We start from the raw sequence: 19,188 nt of genomic DNA, 5'->3' as shown, positions 1-19,188 counted from the left end.
CATAAATAGTATATCAATATTGTGACAGTTATACAATTTATAATTAACTTTATATATTCTTTGTTAAGCTATTTAATATTTCCTTAAATAAGTCAAGTATGCCTTCTTTTTTTACTTCAGAAATTCTAACACCAAAATAAGGTTTTTCACCAAACATTAAGAATACTTTATCCTTATAATGTTCTAGTAAATACTTATATATTTTATTTAAATTATTCTTGCCATCTGCAAAAATAAATCTAATTTCCTTCGGAGTCTCCTTAATTTCTTCAATAGACAGCATTTTTGCTCTACTCTTAATATACGCTATATCCATTAGATTATAAACAGAATCTGGGATTTCTGAGTATCTATCCTCAAGTTCTGACTTAATATCCATGTAATCATCAATACTTTCTATAGCTGCAATCTTCTTATACACTTCAATTTTTTGAATTTCATCTTCAATATAAGTACCTGGAATATATGCATCTACTTTTAAATCTACTGTTGTTTCAATAGGTTCTTTTTCTATTTCACCCTTGATTATCTTAATAGTGTCTTCTAACATTCTACAATATAAATCATAACCTATAGATGCCATATGTCCATGTTGTGCTGAACCCATCATATTCCCAGCACCTCTAATTTCCAAATCTCTCATAGCTATTTTGAAACCTGACCCAAGCTCTGTGAAATCTTTAAGTGCTTTTAATCTCTTTTCTGCAATTTCTGTTAAAACCTTATCTTTTGTGTACATAAAATATGCATAGGCAATTCTATTAGATCTACCTACTCTACCTCTTAATTGATAAAGCTGCGATAAGCCCATTTTATCTGAATCATGAATAATCATAGTATTGACATTAGGAATATCTATACCAGTTTCTATAATAGTTGTACATACTAAAACATCATAATCCCTATTCATAAAACTTACCATTTCAGTTTCTAATTGTCTTTCAGTCATCTGCCCATGTATAATTCCTACTTTACATTCAGGAATCAAGTCTGATAAGTATTTTGCCATAGATTCTATGCTTTCTACTCTATTATATACATAGTAAACTTGGCCTCCTCTATTTACTTCTCTTAATACAGCATCTCTAACCAACTGATCATTTTGTTCTACTACATATGTTTGAATAGGATACCTTTCCTCTGGAGGAGTCTCAATTACCGAAATATCTCTTGCTCCTGTAAGTGACATATGAAGAGTTCTTGGTATAGGTGTAGCACTTAATGTTAGTACATCAACATTTTTCTTTAAACTCTTTATCTTCTCTTTTTGGGCAACTCCAAACCTTTGCTCTTCATCTATTATCAATAATCCTAAATCCTTAAATACTATATCTTTAGATACTAATCTATGAGTTCCAATTAAAATATCTACATTACCTTCCTTAGCAGCTTGAAGTGTTGCTTTTTGCTCTTTTGCACTTCTAAATCTGCTTATCATATCTATTTTTACAGGAAAATCTGAAAACCTCTTAATCATATTTTTGTAATGTTGCTCTGCAAGTATGGTTGTAGGTACTAAAAAGGCAACTTGTTTTCCATCCATTACAGCTTTAAAAGCAGCTCTTACCGCTACTTCTGTTTTACCATATCCAACATCACCACAAAGAAGCCTATCCATTGGCTTATCCGATTCCATATCCTTCTTAATTTCTTCTAAAGATGTTAATTGATCTGGTGTTTCCTCAAATGGGAATTCATCTTCAAATTGTCTTTGCCACTCTGTATCTTTACTATACTTATGTCCCTTTAGTGTTGCTCTAGTTGCATATAGCTTAACTAAATCTTGTGCAATTTCATTTATAGATTTTCTTACTTTCGCCTTAGCTTTGCTCCACTCAGCACTTCCTAGCTTATTTATTTTAGGAGTTTTTCCCTCAGATCCTATATATTTTTGAACTAAATCTAATTGATCAACAGGTACATATAGCTTATCTCCTTTATCATAAACTATATCTAGGTAATCTCTCTTATGTCCGCCTACTTCGATTTGCTTAATACCTTTGTAAACACCTACACCATGATTTGCATGAACTACATAATCTCCTAGCTTAAGTTCTGCAAAACTTTTTATTTTACCTATACCCTTTTTATTAGTCTTTCTCTTTGCTATCTTTCTTTTAGCTTCACCAAATACATCCTTATCAGAAATAATACATAATTTTAGTTCTGGATATTCAAATCCTTTTAGCAAGTTTCCAAAAGTAATTACTACTTCCCCTAGACCTATAGAACTTACATCATCTCTATATACACCTTCAATACCTCTATCTCTTAGGGTATTAACTAGCCTTTCTCCTCTTGGCCTTGTACCTGATAATATTACAGTTCTATATCCCTTGGATTTCTTATCTTTTATATCGTCTATTAAAAGATCTAACTGACCTTGATAACTATTTAATGTAATTGAATTCAATAAGTATTTTTTATATGGATTTAATAATCTACTATTAACATCAAATACATCTAGAGTTATAGTCCTCTGTAATCCTAACTTTTCAATAAGTTCCTCTTTGTCTAATAGTAGTTTGATTTGTGAAGGTAATATTCCCCCTCTTTGTAAGAAGGCTTCATAATTTTCTCTAAATTCAAAGTAGCAACTTTCAATTTTACCTTCACACTTTTTAACATCATCCACAACATATATATAATTTTTTACATAGTCAAAGAAGCTATCTGTCTTTTTATAAAAGTAAGGCAAATAACTATCTACTGTTTCAAATGTTAAAGTTTCAGTCAAAGATTCTACATTGGCTCTTATTATTGATTGAAGCTTTTCTATTCTTTCTTCATCAGATTTACTCTTAGACTTAACATCTTCTAATTCCTTTAGAATATTTTCTTTTGCTCTATTCAATGCTTCTTCATTAATAATAACTTCTTTTGCAGGGAATATTTCCATACTTTCAACTTTTTCAATACTTCTTTGTGATTCCGTATTAAAAGTTCTTATGGAATCTATACTATCACCAAAAAGCTCTATTCTATATGGATATGTCGATATAGGTGGAAATACATCTAATATTCCTCCTCTTAAAGAAAACTCTCCCTTTCCTTCAACAGACTCAACTCTTTCATAACCACATTCTAAAAGCTTTTTAGATAAATCTTTAAAATCAACTTCATCATCAATCTTTAATTTTATGTTATATTCCTCAAATAACTCTTTAGGTGTATAAACCGATGTTAAAGAATCTATTGAAGTTACTATTATTTTATTAGTATTATTTAAAATTTCCTTAATTACTTTCAGTCTTTCCCATCTTAAGTCACCTGATATAGCGTCTATATTATAGAAAACTACTTCCTTTGCTGGAAAGTAATAAATATCATTTGTATAGAAACTTAAATCCTCATATATATTCTTCGCTTCCATATCATTATTAGTTAATATCACCATAGGTGAATTTATATTTTCATAAATACCAAATATACTATAGCTTTTCCCAGAATCAGATAATCCATTTATATTAATTGGATACTTTTTATCCTTTATGCTAGATACTATTTCATTAAAAATAGAGTTTTCATTTAAAGGTTGTAATACCCCCTTTAATCTCATTAAAATACACCATCCTTATAACTCATTTTTTGATAGCTTAAATCCATTCATTTCATTCATTGCTTCTTTAGTTCCATATTTTATTATTATATCTACAGCCTTAGCTGATGCTTCAATAACCTCTTTAAGATCTTGTTCTTCTTCTTTGTTAAATCTTCCTAATACATGAGAAACTAAATCACCTTTAGGTTGTCCTACGCCGATTTTAATTCTTGGAAAAATATCTACTCCCATATTTGCTATTATGCTTTTTATTCCATTATGGCCACCAGCACTGCCTTTCTCTCTAATTCTTAACTTTCCAATCTCTAAACTTATATCATCATATATAACAATAATTTCTTCATTATCAATTTTATAGAAATTAATTACTTCTCTTATACTTTCTCCACTTAAATTCATATATGTTGTAGGTTTTAATAATATTACTTTTTGTCCATTTATAAAACCTTCACCAAATATACCTCTAAATTTCGACTTATTTATATCTATATTATACTTCCTAGCTAGATAGTCTATCGCTTCAAATCCTATATTATGTCTAGTTCCATCATATTCTCTTCCTGGATTTCCTAGACCCACAACTAAAAACATAGCACTTCATCCTCCTACTGATTGTTTGCATATTTTATATTATACTAGTTTTTTACAATAATAAAAGGCTTTTAACAAATAGCAACTCCACTTAAGGTTGCTATTTGTTAATATTACTCAATACTATATCCATATCTATAACATCTCCTGATCTCATTACCTTACAGGTTACAGTATCTCCATTTTGTTTATTTTTAACCATTTTTAAAACTTCACTAGTACCACTAAATCTTTCTCCATCTACTTCAATTATTATATCGGTTGGTCTTAATCCAGCTGTATATGAGCTTCCTTTTTTATCTACTCTAGCCACATATAAGCCTCCATAATTTCCTCTACTATCCACCTCAACAAATTTTCCTTCTAATATTCCTAATATTTCTTTTAATTCTTTTGCATAATCAATATTTTTTTCTAATGAACTCAAATCCATAGCATAGTATAACCCTTCAACATTCATAGATTCAGTTACCTTTTTGCTTGCAATTCCTATAACTTCACCATTTAAATTAGTTATTATTCCACCAGTATTAAATTTATTAATCGGAGTATTAACTTCAATTAAATTATACTTTTCATTATTTACTTCTAATTGTCTATTTTTAGATGTAATAACGCCTGGCACTAAGTTATCTATATACTCATCTGAAGTTGAATTACTAATTAATAGAACGTTTTCCCCTTCAATTATATTATCCCTAGATACAACTTTTATAGGAGTTAAATCTTCATAAAAATTAACACTAAGCACAGCTATATCTCTATCCTCAATTCTATAAAATATATTCGCTTGTAATGGCTCTGAATTAATGAAAGGTAAGTTAACATATATCTCCTCTAAATCCTTTATTACTGAATAATTAGTCAATATACGCCCATCTTTATCAATTATTACTCCAGTTGCATTACCATCTATATATTCATTCTTAGATAAATCTTCTTTACTACCTCCTATGGTTACTAAAGAATTTTTCACATTATCTATAGCCTTAGAATACTCTTCATTAATACTTATATTATCTGTTCTATTATTTGTTATTTCATATTTATATTTGAATACTAAGAGAGAAATTACTATACTTATAGTAGTTGTAATAGTTAAAAAAGCTAATATCTTTAACAATAAAATGATTCTAGATTTTATATTTTTTCTCTTAAATATTATTGTAGGAATATTATTCTCTTGAAAGCTGTCATTAATATTTATATTATCCTTTCTTTTCACTATAACGTACACCCCATCTATAGTTTTTCTATTTACTTGCTCTCTTTAATGTAAAAGTGAACTTTACTCCTTCGTCAGGTATATTTTTAAACCAAATATCTTGCTTATGCTGAGTTAAAATTAACCTTACTATAGGCAAACCTAATCCTGTGCTTACTTTGTTTGTTCTAGACTTATCTATCTTGTAAAATCTTTCCCAAACCTTATTTGCATCCTCTTTTGGAATATTAGGTCCAGTATTAAATATATTTATATAAACATGGTCTATTTTTGCGTATGTTTCAATTTGTATTTTTCCGCCTTCATCTCCATACTTAATTGCATTCTCTATTAAGTTTGTCACAACTTGTATTATTCTATCTCTATCACCAAAACAATATTCGTGATTTTGATTAAATATAATTTCTACTGTTATTTTCTTTTCTTGAATCTTCCCCTCTAGATTTAATGTACATAATGATATTATTTCATTAATATCAATCTTAATTATATTTAATTTAAACTTACCAGACTCCATAGATGATATATCTAAAAGATCTGTTACAAGTCTTGATACCCTGTTAATTTCATCATTAATTATATTTAAATAATAATTTTCCTTATCCTTTGGTATGACACCATCTATAATTGCTGTTATAAAACCTTTTATAGAAGTTATCGGTGATCTTAATTCATGTGATACATTAGAAATAAATTCTCTTCTTACAGTATCAACCGTCTCTAAAGACTCAGCCATTACGTTAAATGATTCTGCTAATTCACCAATTTCGTCAGCAGAATCTATATATATACGTTTTTCAACCTCGCCCTTCGCAAACTTTTTAGCTGCATTATTAATCTCTGATAAAGGATTTATTAGTATCTTTTTAGCAACATAATAAGCAATAATATCTGAAAATATAATTGCAATTAATACAGCTATCCATACTTTTAAATATATTCCTCCGTAACTTCTACTTTCATTGCCTATTAGTATTGCAGCGCCATTAAAAGACCCTTTACCAAACATAGGTATATAATATGCTCTGCCTTTTATTTTCGAATCTCTAACAAAGTCCTTTTCAAATGTAGTATCATTTTTTAATAATTCCATCTCTGAATCAGTAATATCTATCTTTGTGTATCTTAGATAAGATAAATCTTCATCAGATACTTCATATGCATATCCTTGGCTATCTATTATTATTGAATCCATATTTACAGATATTTTGATTATTTTCATTGTGTTAACTAAATCTATATATCCTGTCTCATCTGTATTATTTATAAATTTTGTTGTAGACTCTTTAATTATTTCAATATAATTACTTATAAGTTCGTATTTTTGATTATAATATTCTTTATTTATCCAAATAGATATTACTATTCCAATTAATATTAAAAAGGCTGCTATAAGTGATGAAAATGTAATTAAAAGCTTATATATTACACTTTTCTTTTTCATCTATTTCACCTCAAATTTATATCCTACTCCCCAAACAGTTTCTATTTGCCAGTTAATTCCACCCTTTATTTTCTCTCTCAACCTTTTAATATGAACATCTACAGTTCTTGAATCTCCTGGATAATCATATCCCCATACTTCACAAAGCAATTGTTCTCTGGTAAAAACCTTATTTCTATTTATAGCTAAATAATGTAAAAGTTCAAATTCTTTAGGAGGCATCTTTATTTCATTTCCTTCATATATTACACTATAAGAATTTGCATCTATAACTAAATCTGAATAATTTATAATTTCTGTATCTTTTTCATCATAATTATATCTTCTCATTACAGCCTTAACTCTTGCCATTAGCTCTTTAGGTTCAAAAGGCTTAACAACATAATCATCCGCTCCAAGTTCTAATGCTAATACCTTATCAAAAGTATCGCCTTTTGCTGTTAACATAATCACCGGAATTTCACTATTTTTTCTTATCCACTTTAATACTTCAATACCATCCACTCCCGGAATCATAATGTCAAGTAACACTATCTCTGGTTTAAACTCTAAAAATATATTACAAGCTTCCTTCCCGTTATGACATATTCTCGTCTCATATCCCCCACTTAATAAATACATATTAATAACTTCACATATATTATCATCGTCATCTACAATTAATACTTTTCCTAATTTATTATTCATAAATATAACACCGTCCTTACCTTAATTATAATTTATATTCTAATAGCTATATTTCTATAGGATTTATAAAATATAATTAAAAATATAAATAGTAAGCCTCTAAAAAGTTTGTGCTTCTTAGAGGCTTTTTATCCAATTATGTATTAAGCTTCAAATAGTTTACTTATTGGTTCATCATCATAGATTCTCTTAATTGCTTCTGCAAATAGAGGTGCTACTGATAATGCTTTAAATTTAATTAAATCTTGTTTTTCTTCTGGTAGTTTTATAGTATTTAACATAACTAATTCTTCTATTGCTGAATTATTTATTCTTTCAAAAGCTGGTCCTGATAAAACTCCATGAGTACAACATGCATAAACGTTCTTAGCGCCTAAATCCTTTAATGCATTTGCTGCATTTGCAATAGTTCCTGCTGTATCTATCATATCATCTATAAGTATACATCTTTTACCTTTTATGTCCCCTATAATGTTCATTATTTCTGATACATTTGCCTTAGGTCTTCTCTTATCAATAATTGCTATTGGAGCATGTAATCTATCTGCAAATTTTCTAGCTCTTGTAACACTTCCTAAATCAGGTGAAACAACAACTACATCATCTGCATCATCGAATCCTTTTCCAACAAAGTAATTTGCTAATATTGGTGATCCTAATAAATGATCAACTGGTATATTGAAGTATCCTTGGATTTGAGCTGCATGTAAATCCATAGTTAATACTCTATGAGCACCTGCTGCTGTTAATAAATCTGCTACTAATTTTGCTGTAATTGGATCTCTAGATTTAGCTTTTCTATCTTGTCTAGCATATCCATAGTAAGGCATAACAACTGTTATTCTTCCAGCTGAAGCTCTCTTAAATGCATCTATCATTATTAACAGTTCCATTAAATTATTATTCACTGGTGAACTTGTTGATTGAACTACAAACACGTCGGCTCCTCTTACAGTTTCTCCTATATCAACTGATATTTCGCCATCACTAAATGTTGAAACCTTTGCTTTACCAAGTGGTAGTCCTAATGTGTCAGCAATTTCTTTCGCTAATTCTGGATGTGAGTTTCCAGTAAATATTTTTATATTTTTTCCATGGGTTATCATTGTATGAAGACCTCCTTAATATTTTTAACACTTTTGTTTATTTAAATAACTATTTGTTAGTAAGACCTCTCTTAGCTACCCAACCTTCTATATTCCTTTGTTTAGCTCTTGCCACAGCAAGTTCACCTTCTTTAACATCATTAACTATGGTTGAACCTGCAGCAATATATGTGTTATCCTCCACTGTCACTGGTGATACTAAGTTAGTATTACAACCTATAAAGCTATTATTGCCTATTATAGTTGTATTTTTCTTCTTACCATCGTAGTTAACCACTACTGTTCCGCATCCAAAATTACAGTTTTCACCTACCTCAGCATCTCCTATATATGTTAAATGAGATACTTTTGTATTATTTCCTATAGTTGATTTTTTAATTTCAACAAAATCTCCTATTCTCGCATGGCTACCAATAACTGATTCTGGCCTTATATATGCAAAAGGTCCTACTGTAGTTCCTTCACCAACTTGGCTATCAATTATAACAGAAGATTGAATTTCTACATCACTAGAAATAATACTATTTGCAATTCTGGAATTTGGATATAAGATAACTCCTTCACCAATTTTAGTATTTCCCTCAAGTACGTTTCCCGGATATATTATAGTATCCCTTCCTATTTCCACATCATCACCTATATATGTAGAATTAGGATCAATTAATGTAACTCCGTTTTCCATATGCTTTATATTAATTCTTTTTCTTAATATCTCTTCAGCTTCTGCTAATTGCACTCTAGAATTAACTCCAATAGTTTCTTCATAATCTATAGATAAAGCACCAACTCTTTTATCTTCACCCTTAAGTATTCCTATAACATCTGTTAAATAATACTCTCCTTGTTTGTTATCATTAGATAATTTTTCAAGTGAATTTAATAAGCTTTCTATGTCAAAACAATAAATAGCTGCATTCATTTCATTTATCTTTAATTCTTCCTCAGTACAATCTTTATGCTCAACAATCTTCAGTACTTCATTACCTTCTCTAACTATTCTTCCATATCCCGTTGGATCTTCAACAATAGAAGATAAAAGTGTTGCAGAATTATTATTTTCCATATGTGTATCAAATAATTTTTCAATAGTTTCTGGTTTGATTAAAGGAGCATCTCCAGCAAAAACGCCTACGATTCCCTTTTTTCCTTTTAAGAAATCAATGGCACATTTCACAGCATGCCCTGTACCTAGTTGCTCTTCTTGTAATGAATAACTAATATTTCTTGAAGCAGTTTTTTCTCTTACTAAATCTGCTCCCTTTCCTATAATTACATTTATATCATCTATTTTAGCTTTTCTCATAGTGTCAATAACATGATTAACCATTTCTTTACCACATACTTTATGTAAAACCTTTGGTAAATTAGATTTTATTCTTGTTCCTTGCCCTGCAGCTAAAATCAATGCACATTTATACATAAGCTCACCTCATAAAAAAAATATTAAGGACAAATTTATATTTTTTATTAAAAACGTTCGTAAACATCTCACTCTATTATATTGTATTGATGTTAGTATTTCAACCTTAAATCTCTCTAATATAAATTCTCTCATCTCAAGTTTAAGCTTCAAAATATACCATAGATTAGTTAATAACAAAAAAATAAAAGGGTTGACCCTTTTATTTTTGATTAGCTAATAATTATTCAACAACTGCTTCTGCTTCATCTTCTAATTTAGCTTTTTCATAAGCTTCTAGAATTGATGCTTGAATTCTTTCTCTAGTGTCAGTATTTATAGGATGTGCTATATCCTTAAACTCTCCATCTGGTGTCTTTCTGCTAGGCATCGCTATAAACAATCCATTTTGTCCTTCGATTACCTTAATGTCATGAACTACAAACTCATTGTCAAATGTAACAGAAACTATAGCTTTCATTTTTCCATCTGAAGCTATCTTTCTAATTCTTACATCAGTTATTGTCATTGCACTACACCTCCGTTGCTATGATAGATATAAAATTCTATAAAAATTGTTAAAATCCTCTTTTTATTTTAAATTTTTTTAATTTTTTTAAAAATTCTATCATTTTAGTGTAATAAATATAATATTTTATAATATTAAACTCGAAGGTTTTACATCAATCCCTTTATCCTGATCTAAATTATTTAGTTCAACTATTGAAATATATTCATCTACACTCTTTTGAGTAACTCCTATATTATCAACTAATACTCCAATACCTATTAATTCACTTTCAAATTCATTTAATAGATCTTTTATCCCTTTTGCCGTGCCCCCACCTCTTAAAAAGTCATCTATAAATATGCATTTACTCTTAGGCTGCATAGATCTCTTCGATAAGGACATTTGCTGTATTCTACCACTTGTTCCTGATACGTAATTAATCGTAACCGTTGATCCTTCTGTTATCTTATTATCTCTTCTAATAATTACTAGAGGAATACCTAAGTTTCTTGCAACTTCATAAGCTAAAGGAATACCTTTAGTTTCTACGGTAACAACATAATCAACTTCCTTATCATAAAACTCTGAAGATAAAATCACCCCTGCTTTATTAATAATTTGTGGATTATACATTAAATCCGTCATATAAATAAAGTTTCCAGGAACTATTCTGCTTTTATCTTTTAACATTTCGCAAAGATTTTCGGCAAAATTTTTCCTACTTTCCTTTTCTATTCCTGGAATAAATTTAATTCCCCCAGCTGCTCCAGCAATTGTTTCAACTTTTCCCATTTCTAGTTTTTCTAATATTTCTCTCACTATAACTATATCTTCACTTATCGTTGATTTTGCTGCATTTAATAGTTCTGAAAATTTGTTTAATCCTATTACTTTATTAGGATTCTCAGTTAAAATTTTTGTGATAGCAACAACTCTACTGTTTCTACTTAATTTCTCCAAAATATCTCACCTACATTTTTATTATTTTCCGAATTATTTGTTCGTTTTAAGCATCTAATATTCATATTTTATTCTATATTTTTCTCAATATCAATAGATTTTAATCAGTATCACTTCAATGTTACATATATTTATAAAAATTTAAAAAATTTTTACCAAAAATACAATATATAGCTTTTTTATGTGTTCATTTTCTTAAATTTGTATATAATTATAAAGTGAAACTTATTTGATTTTAATTAGAAATTTATTCTTAATATAAAAGGAGTTGATATTTTGTCATTCAATCTTAACGAAGATATAAATAAAAAAGTACATTTTATAGGAATTGGCGGAATTAGTATGAGCGGCCTTGCTGCCCTTTTATTAACTAAGGGTTATAAAGTGTCTGGATCTGATTCAAAAGAATCCGAAATTACTAATAAATTAAAGGCTGAAGGTGCAGAAATATACATAGGTCATAACAAAGATAATATCAAAAATGTGGACTTGGTAGTTTATACTGCTGCAATACCTTCAGATAATCCTGAAATTCTAGAGGCTAAAAGCCAAAACATAGAGCTTTTTGATAGAGCTGAATTCCTTGGTCTAATTATGAAAGGCCATAAATATAATGTAGCCGTAGCAGGTACTCATGGTAAAACTACTACAACATCTATGCTTTCTCATATAACTTTAAAAGCAGAGCTTGATCCTACAATATTAGTAGGTGGCGAATTAGATATTATAGATGGTAACTTTAAAATTGGAGATAGTGAGTACTTTATTACTGAAGCCTGTGAATATAAGGAATCTTTTCTTAAGTTCTATCCTAATATAGGAATTATATTAAATATTGATGCTGATCACTTGGACTACTATAGAGACTTAAATCATATAAAAGAGACATTTGAAAAATTCTCTAATATAATTCCTGAAGATGGATACTTAATTGGATACTGTGAAGATGATAATGTAAATGAAATATTAAAGAAAGCTAAATGCAACACTATTAGCTATGGATTAGATAAAGGTGATGTAAGAGCTAAGAATATTTCTTTTGATAATAAGGGTTGTGCAACTTTCACTGTTTGTAAAGATAATAAAGACTTATTTGAAGTTACTTTAAATACTACTGGAAAACATAATATATTAAACTCTTTATCAACTATTTGCGTAGGATTATTATTCGATGTTCCTTATGATAAAATTAAAGAAGGTCTAAAAGAATGCAAAGGAGCACATAAAAGATTTGAATATAAAGGTGAATTTAACGGAGCTACTATAATAGATGATTATGCACATCATCCAGTAGAAATAAAAGCTACATTAGATACTGCTGACTTAATACCTCATAAAAATATATATGCTGTATTCCAACCTCATACTTATACAAGAACAAAAACATTATTTAATGAATTTACTACTTGTTTTGATGATGTTGATGAGCTTCTTCTTATGGATATCTATGCAGCAAGAGAAAAAGACACCGGCATAGTATCTTCTGAAGATCTTGGTAATGCATTAAGAGCTAAGGGAATTAAATGTACTAATGTCCATAGTCATGATGAAGCGGCTGATTATTTGAAAAATAAGGCTTCAGAAAATGATATAGTCTTAACTATAGGTGCTGGAGATGTAGTTAAAGTAGCGAATATAATATTAGAAAAATAAAAAGGAGATAAATATTACATTCCTCATTCCATTCGGAATTATGAAATTTATTTACTGAATAATACTTTTTTATAAACTTTTAGTTAATAAAAAAATTAATAAAAGAAAATACTATAAGGTGATGTCTTATAGTATTTTTTTATGTATGCTTATGCCATCTTTTGACTAATATACTAACAATATTGATATTATTGGTCTTTTATGTTTCTTTTTACCAAAAATTATTTTATAATTTACAAGAAACTAGTTATACGTTAACAAAATAAATTTATATATAGAGGTGATTTTTATGGACTTATCAATGATGATTAAAAATGCTGCTGATTTTATAATTCAAAAATCTAAGTATAAACCTGAAGTTGGATTAATACTAGGTTCTGGTCTTGGCTCATTAGCTGATTCAATCGAAAATCCAGAATTTTATCCTTATGAAGAACTTCCTCATTTCCCTATATCAACTGTAGAAGGTCATGCCGGAAGATTAGTTATAGGTATGTTAAATGGAAAATGCGTAGTAGCTATGCAAGGTAGATTCCATTACTATGAAGGATATCATTTTAATGAAGTAACTTTTCCAGTAAGAGTTATGAAGTTATTGGGAGTTGAAACTCTTATAGTTACAAACGCTTGTGGTGCTGTAAACGAAAACTTCAAAGCTGGTGACCTAATGATTATAACAGATCAAATTAACTTCTCTGGAGATAATCCTTTAATAGGTAGAAACTTAAATGAATTTGGTCCAAGATTCCCTGATATGTCTAGTGCTTTTACTCCAGAATTAGTAGCAAAAGCTGAAGAAATTGCTAAAAATTTAAATATAGAAATTCAAAAGGGAGTTTATATGATGTTTAGCGGCCCAACTTATGAAACTCCTGCAGAAGTAAGAATGGCAAGAATTGTAGGTGCAGATGCTGTTGGTATGTCAACTGTTCCTGAAGTAATTGTTGCTGCACACTCAGGAATGAAAGTTCTTGGAATATCTTGCTTAACTAATATGGCTGCTGGTATATTAGATCAACCTTTAAATCATGAAGAAGTTATGGAAACTTCAGCTAAGGTAAAAGATACATTTACTAAGCTTATGAATAAAATAATAGAACAAATATAGGAATGTGCTGAAGCACAATGTAGAATGTAAAATGTAGAATGTAAAATTGAGGTTAAAACTCCTTACGGAGTTTTGAAAAAACCATATCTTTCACATTCTACATCTTTATTTTCAATTTATTTTTAACAACTCAAAATTTTTATTTGATTATTGTTATGTCTTTAGTTACTGAATTTAGAACTTCGCATCCATCTTTGGTTACTAAAACTAGGTCTTCTATTCTAACTCCAATATCGTCTTTTAGATATATTCCTGGTTCGATAGAGAATATCATTCCTTCTTTAACTTCTTCGTTATTTGTAGAACTAACATCTCCGAAGTCATGGTCTTCTATTCCTATGCTATGCCCTGTTCTATGTGTGAAGTATTCACCATATCCCGCATTTTCAATATAATCTCTTGCAGCTTTATCTATTTCAGAGAATTTGACTCCCTCTTTTACTTTTCTTATAGCACTTAAATTTGCCTCTTTAACTATGTTATAAATTTCTGCATGTCTCTCACTTGGTGCATCACCAAAGAATATAGTTCTAGTCATATCAGAACAATATGAGTTATATACTCCACCAATATCTATAACTATGCTATGTCCCTTCTTAATAGGAGTATTATCTGAATGATGATGAGGATCAGCCCCATTAGGACTAACTGCTACTATTGGAGAAAATGAAAATTCATGTACATCATGCTTTTCATATAAATCTGCTAATAGACTAGCATAATACTTTTCAGTCTTTCCTTCTTCTAACTTATCCCATAATTCTAACATAACCTTATCATTTATTTCTGATGACTTTTTCATTAATGCTATTTCTTCAGCATCTTTTATCATTCTTAATCTATCTATAATTGGAGAGCCATTAACAAAAGCCTTTGCTCCATTATTATTCATAAGCTTAATTAAAAAATGTGCAGGCCAATTTTTATCCACAGCTAAAACATTTTCTTTGTCCACAATTGTGCATAAAACTTGTATTGGATCTTCAATATCTGTGTACCAAATTAAATCTACACCTAAATCCTCATATACTGGGAATAATTTATTAACAATAAGCTTATGATTCCCTTTAGTATTTAAATATAAAGCTACCAGTCTCTCTCCTGGAGAAAACCACTTTCCTGTTAAATAGAATATAGCAGGTGGCGATGATACTATCATTTGATTTAAACCTTGCTTTTCCATCTCTTTTAACACATTATTTACTCTATTCATCTTCATACTATTCTTCACCTCTATTTCTAGTATAACTATAATATACCTCATTAACAAAATAATATCTATTTATATAAATTATTTATAGTGATATAATAAATTATTAATTATTTAGGAGGCTTAATTATGAAAATAGCAGCAATTTCAGATATACACGGAAATATTTATTCACTAATGAAAGTGCTAGAAGATATAGATGAACAGAAAGTTGATTTAGTAGTTTGTCTTGGAGATTTAGTTGGATATGGTCCTCATCCAAACGAAGTTATAGCATTAATTAAAAGAAGAGAAATTCCTTGCATAAAAGGTAATTATGATGCCTCTGTAGTAGATGGCGGTTTTACATTTATAAGAGATACTTCTATCAATTCTTTTTCACTACCTTGGACTGTTGAAGAAGTTAGAGCCTCAAATAAATTCTTTTTATCACAATTGCCCACAAAACTAGATTATGATTTTAATGGAGTGAAAGTAAGATTTGCTCATGGTAGCCCAGATAAAATAAATGAATACCTATTTGAAGATGGTGAAAATACTAAAAAAATAATGGAAGAAATAAATGAAGATGTACTGGTATGTGCACATACTCATATTCCTTCATATAAAAAATTTGGCGATAAAACATATGTAAATGTAGGCAGTGTTGGGAAGCCTAAAATAGGTCGTCCAAATTCTACCTATGCATTAATTGAAATTAAAGAAGATAAAAGTATTGATGTGAAGTTTAGAGAATTAGAATATGAATATAAAAGAATCGTTAAAGATGCTCAAATGTTACGTTTCCCTGGACAATTAATAGCATCATATGAAAGTGGAATCGAGTAAAAAGGAGATAGATATTATATTCCTTGCTCCGTCGTAAACTCCAAGTCGCCAGAATATAATATCTATCTCCTCACATACTGAAGGAATAAATACCTCAATACTTCGGTATTTATAAAATTTTCATAATATCTTTTTTGCTCCGTCGCATTCGCTCCAAGTCGCCAAAAGATATTATGTATTCTTCTATACACTAAAGGAATAAACACCTCAATACTTCGGTGTTTAAAAATTGATTATTTTATATTTTTGCGACCTCGCATTCGCTCCAAGTCACCGCAATATGATATTTTGCATTTTAACCTAATCAATCAATTAATAAAATTGCATAAACTGTATGTATTTGTGCTGGATAGGATTCTAATATAACACCGTCATAGAATACTCTTACTTTATCGCCAACTTTAAAATTTGTAATACTATCTTTTAATTTAACATCAAGAGAGACGCTGATTTTATCACTACTTTTAATTTCATCTTCATCTTTGTTAACAGAAACTAAAATTGATTTATCAGATACATCAATCACTTCCCCTGCAAAATTTGGCTTATCGTAAATATCATTCATTGTCATTGGCTTAAACAAATATATCAATATACTACTCATAAGAAATGTAACTACTACAATTCCCCAAAATATTTTTTTATTTTTTATTTTCATCACTTCCTTTTTGAAGAATATAAATAAATGGTTTATAAATTATCCATAGAACTCTCTAAATTTTATTCAATATTCTATATTATTATTCTATTATTATAGAATTTCTATATTTCATAGGAATAGTAGTTGTATTTAAAAAAATATATCTATCCACTATCCCTATTCTCATATGATAGTTTTAATAAAACTAAAATTTCTATTTTGAACCATCTCTAAGATATGCTTCAATTTGATTACATACTCTCTCCATTACTTCCATTATGCTATTTTTATAATCTTCTGGATATGTTATTAACATGCTTTTTAGCTTATTTAATTCAATAAATTTTTTCTCTAAAAAATTCTTATTATCCATTTAAATCTCCTTAATTTATTTCCTAAAATTATATTATGATTTAACGTTGCAAATGTTAGTAAATTGATGTAAAATCTTAATAAACTATATATGTATTATTACTTTGACGAGAAGAGTAGCTATATGGAAGTAGTCTTAGCGAGTAAGGAATGGTGTAAGCCTTATACGAAGCCTTTAGTGAAGAACATCTCTGAGTTTCTAACCGAACAAGTGAAAATTTAAGTTTATCTTAAAGTCACTTAAGTAGACTTAGACGGATTCAAACCGTTATTATTTGAATGACATTATTTAGTGTTAGAAGAGTGGCTATTTATAATAGCAACTTGGGTGGTACCGCGAAATTATCCTTTCGTCCCTTGTATTTGGGATGGAAGGTTTTTTATTTTATAAAAATTAACTAGGAGGAAAAGAAATGAGTAAAGTTGTTTATGTAAAATCTCTTTATAGAAACGAAGAAGAATATTTAACTAAAGAAATTAAAATTTCTGGTTGGATAAGAACATTAAGAGCATCTAATGCTTTTGGGTTTATAGAAGTAAATGATGGTACTTTCTTTAAGAACGTTCAAGTTGTTTTTGATAACAAAATTGAAAACTTTAAAGAAGTTTCGAAATTACCTATTAGTTCATCAATAACTGTTATAGGTACTTTAGTTGCTACTCCAGAAGCTAAGCAACCTTTTGAAATTCAAGCAAAAGAAGTTATAGTGGAAGGAATGTCTAATAATGATTATCCGCTTCAAAAGAAAAGACATACTTTTGAATATTTAAGAACTATAGCTCACTTAAGACCAAGAAGTAATGCATTTTCAGCTGTATTTAGAGTACGTTCTGTAGCTGCTTATGCTATTCATAAGTTCTTCCAAGAAAGAGGATTTGTTTACACTCATACTCCATTAATAACTGGAAGTGATGCTGAAGGCGCTGGAGAAATGTTTAGAGTTACAACTCTGGATCTTAACAATGTTCCAAAGACTGAAGAAGGAGCAATAGATTTTAAACAAGACTTCTTTGGTAAAGAAAGTAACCTAACAGTATCAGGACAATTAAATGGTGAATGCTATGCATTAGCATTTAGAAATATTTATACATTTGGTCCTACTTTCAGAGCAGAAAATTCAAACACAGCAAGACATGCTGCAGAGTTCTGGATGATAGAGCCTGAAATAGCTTTTGCTGACTTACAAGATGATATGGAATTAGCTGAAGATATGCTTAAATATGTTTTAGAATATGTTCTAGCTGAATGTCCAGAGGAAATGGCATTCTTTAATCAATTTATTGATAAAGGAATCTTAGATAGATTAAACCATGTAGTTTCATCTGACTTTGGAAAGGTAACTTATACTGAAGCAGTTGAGATATTAAAGAAAGCTGATAAGAAGTTTGAATACCCAGTTGAATGGGGAATTGACTTACAAACAGAACATGAAAGATATCTTACAGAAGAACACTTTAAGAGACCAGTTTTTGTAACTGATTATCCAAAGGATATTAAAGCATTCTACATGAGATTAAATGATGATGGAAAGACAGTTGCTGCAACTGACCTTTTAGTTCCTGGAATCGGGGAACTTATAGGTGGTAGCCAAAGAGAAGAAAGAATTGATGTCTTAACTAAGAGAATGGCTGAAATGGGTCTTAACGAAAAAGACTACTGGTGGTATCTAGAGCTTAGAAAATACGGAGAAACTAAGCATGCTGGATTTGGATTAGGCTTTGAAAGACTTATTATGTACATTACAGGTATGGCAAATATCAGAGATGTAATCCCATTCCCAAGAACTACAGGACAATCTGAATTTTAATATAATAACCCTAGTAGATAATATATTTACTAGGGTTATTATATTTTTTAAAATCCTCAAAATTTAAACTTCATAATTTTCATA

General features: G+C 29.2%; 16 protein-coding genes and 1 other annotated feature. Of the genes, 4 read left to right on the top strand and 12 right to left on the bottom strand.

Translation table 11 applies throughout. The features are described from left to right. Positions 1 to 49: 49 nt before the first annotated feature. The 9 genes from mfd to purR form a co-directional block, all read right to left on the bottom strand. Positions 50 to 3,559, bottom strand: coding sequence for a transcription-repair coupling factor (gene mfd, locus QK892_RS05305; protein WP_317272496.1), 3,510 nt, complete (start codon positions 3,557 to 3,559; stop codon positions 50 to 52). Between the two features lie 15 nt (positions 3,560 to 3,574). After that, positions 3,575 to 4,153: an aminoacyl-tRNA hydrolase gene (gene pth / locus QK892_RS05300; protein WP_317272495.1), complete on the bottom strand. Its 579-nt coding sequence runs from the start codon at positions 4,151 to 4,153 to the stop codon at positions 3,575 to 3,577. 100 nt (positions 4,154 to 4,253) lie between these two features. Further along, entirely contained in the window at positions 4,254 to 5,378 is a 1,125-nt protein-coding gene (locus QK892_RS05295; RefSeq protein WP_317272494.1) for a S1C family serine protease, read from the bottom strand. 28 nt (positions 5,379 to 5,406) lie between these two features. Next, positions 5,407 to 6,822 carry a sensor histidine kinase gene (locus QK892_RS05290; RefSeq protein ID WP_317272493.1) on the bottom strand — a complete coding sequence of 472 codons (1,416 nt, stop codon included), beginning with the start codon at positions 6,820 to 6,822 and terminating at the stop codon, positions 5,407 to 5,409. Beyond that, on the bottom strand, positions 6,823 to 7,509 hold the full coding sequence (locus QK892_RS05285) for a response regulator transcription factor (protein WP_317272492.1): 687 nt from the start codon (positions 7,507 to 7,509) through the stop codon (positions 6,823 to 6,825). Between the two features lie 143 nt (positions 7,510 to 7,652). After that, the gene (locus tag QK892_RS05280) at positions 7,653 to 8,615 is read right to left on the bottom strand and encodes a ribose-phosphate diphosphokinase (protein ID WP_317272491.1); all 963 of its coding nucleotides are present in this window, start codon (positions 8,613 to 8,615) and stop codon (positions 7,653 to 7,655) included. A gap of 49 nt (positions 8,616 to 8,664) precedes the next feature. Next, entirely contained in the window at positions 8,665 to 10,035 is a 1,371-nt protein-coding gene (glmU, locus tag QK892_RS05275; protein ID WP_317272490.1) for a bifunctional UDP-N-acetylglucosamine diphosphorylase/glucosamine-1-phosphate N-acetyltransferase GlmU, read from the bottom strand. Positions 10,036 to 10,258: 223 nt separating this feature from the next. Further along, positions 10,259 to 10,543: a septation regulator SpoVG gene (gene spoVG, locus QK892_RS05270; protein WP_317272489.1), complete on the bottom strand. Its 285-nt coding sequence runs from the start codon at positions 10,541 to 10,543 to the stop codon at positions 10,259 to 10,261. 126 nt (positions 10,544 to 10,669) lie between these two features. Continuing rightward, positions 10,670 to 11,485 carry a pur operon repressor gene (gene purR / locus QK892_RS05265; protein ID WP_317272488.1) on the bottom strand — a complete coding sequence of 272 codons (816 nt, stop codon included), beginning with the start codon at positions 11,483 to 11,485 and terminating at the stop codon, positions 10,670 to 10,672. Between the two features lie 276 nt (positions 11,486 to 11,761). Here purR and murC point away from each other — a divergent pair, with 276 nt between their 5' ends. Together murC and QK892_RS05255 are read left to right on the top strand one after the other, a co-directional pair. After that, complete coding sequence (gene murC / locus QK892_RS05260; protein WP_317272487.1) at positions 11,762 to 13,138, top strand: UDP-N-acetylmuramate--L-alanine ligase; 1,377 nt, start codon at positions 11,762 to 11,764, stop codon at positions 13,136 to 13,138. Between the two features lie 289 nt (positions 13,139 to 13,427). Further along, positions 13,428 to 14,246, top strand: a complete 819-nt coding sequence (locus QK892_RS05255) for a purine-nucleoside phosphorylase (protein WP_317272486.1) — start codon at positions 13,428 to 13,430, stop codon at positions 14,244 to 14,246. A 139-nt stretch (positions 14,247 to 14,385) separates the two neighbouring features. Here QK892_RS05255 and QK892_RS05250 read toward each other — a convergent pair whose 3' ends face one another. After that, a complete protein-coding gene (locus QK892_RS05250; RefSeq protein ID WP_317272485.1) occupies positions 14,386 to 15,465 on the bottom strand; it encodes a M24 family metallopeptidase in 1,080 nt (359 codons plus the stop codon). 120 nt (positions 15,466 to 15,585) lie between these two features. Between QK892_RS05250 and QK892_RS05245 the strand changes: the two genes are divergently transcribed. Continuing rightward, positions 15,586 to 16,284 carry a metallophosphoesterase family protein gene (locus tag QK892_RS05245; RefSeq protein WP_317272484.1) on the top strand — a complete coding sequence of 233 codons (699 nt, stop codon included), beginning with the start codon at positions 15,586 to 15,588 and terminating at the stop codon, positions 16,282 to 16,284. A gap of 304 nt (positions 16,285 to 16,588) precedes the next feature. Here QK892_RS05245 and QK892_RS05240 read toward each other — a convergent pair whose 3' ends face one another. Continuing rightward, a complete protein-coding gene (locus QK892_RS05240) occupies positions 16,589 to 16,942 on the bottom strand; it encodes a DUF3221 domain-containing protein (RefSeq protein WP_317272483.1) in 354 nt (117 codons plus the stop codon). A gap of 196 nt (positions 16,943 to 17,138) precedes the next feature. Further along, the gene (locus QK892_RS05235) at positions 17,139 to 17,297 is read right to left on the bottom strand and encodes a hypothetical protein (protein ID WP_317272482.1); all 159 of its coding nucleotides are present in this window, start codon (positions 17,295 to 17,297) and stop codon (positions 17,139 to 17,141) included. A 94-nt stretch (positions 17,298 to 17,391) separates the two neighbouring features. Continuing rightward, positions 17,392 to 17,657: a binding site (T-box leader), on the top strand. A 52-nt stretch (positions 17,658 to 17,709) separates the two neighbouring features. On the opposite strand from QK892_RS05235, the gene asnS reads away from it, so the two are divergent. Beyond that, positions 17,710 to 19,104: an asparagine--tRNA ligase gene (asnS, locus tag QK892_RS05230; RefSeq protein WP_317272481.1), complete on the top strand. Its 1,395-nt coding sequence runs from the start codon at positions 17,710 to 17,712 to the stop codon at positions 19,102 to 19,104. Positions 19,105 to 19,188 lie beyond the last annotated feature (84 nt).

Source organism: Clostridium lamae (assembly GCF_033043255.1).
Taxonomy (GTDB): Bacteria; Bacillota; Clostridia; order Clostridiales; family Clostridiaceae; genus Clostridium; species Clostridium lamae.
The sequence above is the reverse complement of the archived record's forward strand: the minus strand, read 5'-3'. Positions and strand labels throughout refer to the sequence as shown.